The 1897-nt window shown below is 70.7% G+C and carries 3 protein-coding genes; all 3 read left to right on the forward strand.

Annotated features, from left to right (window positions below):
* Positions 1 to 700 (forward strand): nucleoside hydrolase (locus WA805_RS26405; protein WP_425243701.1); only part of this gene is annotated, 700 nt, incomplete at its 5' end.
* Between the two features lie 141 nt (positions 701 to 841).
* Positions 842 to 1588, forward strand: coding sequence for a response regulator transcription factor (locus tag WA805_RS26410; protein WP_422340985.1), 747 nt, complete (start codon positions 842 to 844; stop codon positions 1586 to 1588).
* Positions 1585 to 1897: hypothetical protein (locus tag WA805_RS26415; protein ID WP_422284239.1), on the forward strand; the 313-nt coding region annotated here is incomplete at its 3' end. The genes WA805_RS26410 and WA805_RS26415, both read left to right, overlap by 4 nt.

A 1897-nucleotide genomic window follows, 5' to 3' on the forward strand; every position in this document is an offset into this window, starting at 1 on the left:
CGTCCACGGCGAGTCGGGCCTTGGCGGCGCTGTCCTCCCCGCGCCGCCGCACGGGCCGCGCGACGGGCACGCGATCGACTTCATCATCGCCGAGATCGCCGCCGCGCCCGGTGAGATCACGCTGGTCGCGACGGGGCCGCTGACCAACATCGCGCTGGCGGTGCGCCGCGAGCCGCGGCTGCCCGAGTGGGTGCGGGACTTCGTGATCATGGGCGGCTCGGCCGGGCGCGGCAACGTGAACCCCGCCGCCGAATACAACATCTGGGCCGACCCCGAGGCGGCGGCCATCGTATTCTCCGCGGGCTGGACGGTGCGGATGATCGGCCTGGACGTCACGCTGCGGGCGCGGGCGACGGCGGCGGTGCAGGAGCGGATGCGGTCGTTCGGGAAGCTGGGGTCGGAGCTGATGCTGCCGGCGCTGGCGCAGTACGCGGACTCGAACGACAGCACCGGGGAACCGCCGGTGCACGACGTCTGCGCGGTCGTGTCCGTCATCGAGCCGTCGGTCTTCACCTACACGCCGGCGCTGGTGCGGGTGGAGACCACGGGAACGTGGACCTCCGGGATGACCGTGACCGACTTCGAGGCGACGGGCAGCCCGAACGCGCTCGTGGCGACCGATATCGACGCCGACAAGTTCTGGGATGTCGTGCTGGGCACCTACGGGTCACTCGCGGGCAGCATGGACCAGCGGCCCTAGCGGGCGGTGCCGCGGCCACCTGCGGGCCGCCGGCTAGTTCCCAGGTTCCTCTCAGGGTTTCCTTTCAGGCGTCCCAGGCGGCCAGGTCATACTCCGCGGCATGAGGAGTACGGACACGGGGGGCCGGCGGGACGGGGCACAATGAAGCTAGAGACTACGTACCAGACAGCCACGACAGAAGGTGACCCGATCCCGAAGGTGCTAGTCGTCGACGACGAGCCGAACATCCGCGAACTCGTCCAGGTCGCCCTCAAGTTTCACGGTTGCGCGGTGACGACCAGCGCGACCGGCATGGATGCGCTGGCGCTGGCCACGGCCACCAGCCCGGACCTGATCGTGCTCGATGTCGTGCTGCCCGACATAGACGGCTTCGAGGTGTGCCGCCGGCTTCGCGCGAGCGACAACGACGTGCCGGTCATCTTTCTCACCGCCAGGGACACGACGTCGGACACTGTCACCGGGCTGACGCTCGGCGGTGACGACTACATCACCAAGCCGTTCTCTGTCGAGGCCCTGGTCGCCCGCGTGCGGGCCGTGCTGCGGCGCGCGGCCAAGCGGGACGCCACGGAGGACGGCGACGCCGACGACGGGCCCACGCTGCGCGTCGCCGACCTCGAGCTCGACGAGGAGCACTGGATAGTCCGCCGGGCGGGCACCCCGGTCGAACTGTCGCCGACAGAGTTCCGGCTGCTCGCCTACCTGATGCGCAATCAGGGCCTGATGCTCAGCCGCAAGCAGCTGCTGGAAAACGTGTGGGGCTGGGAGTACGCCGGGCAGTCCCAGGTTCTCGAGACCTACGTGAGTTACCTGCGGCGCAAGCTCGACCCGCTCGGGCCGCCGTTGATCCACACCCAGCGCGGCGTCGGTTACACCTTGCGCTCGCCGTGACCGCGGCGGCGTGGGGGCGGCGGTCGCTCTCACTGCGGACCCGGCTGCTGGCCGGCCTGATCGCGCTGACCGCGACCTTCCTCGTGGTGATGGGCGTGGTCAGCATCGTGGTGCTCCGCACCCTCGAGCAGAACCAGTTCAACCAGGAGGTCCGGCTCGCCGCCCGGCAGTCGGTCCAGGAGATCGCCCAGGGCACCGACGGGTTCGCCGCCGCGTACCTGTCGCTGAGCACCGGCGCCACCGGCGAGCTGACCGCCGCGTCGGCCGCCTCGGCGGAACTGCGGACGCTGCTGGCCGGCGTCGCCGGCC

The organism is Trebonia sp., from assembly GCF_049794275.1.
Classification (GTDB): domain Bacteria; phylum Actinomycetota; class Actinomycetes; order Streptosporangiales; family Streptosporangiaceae; genus Trebonia.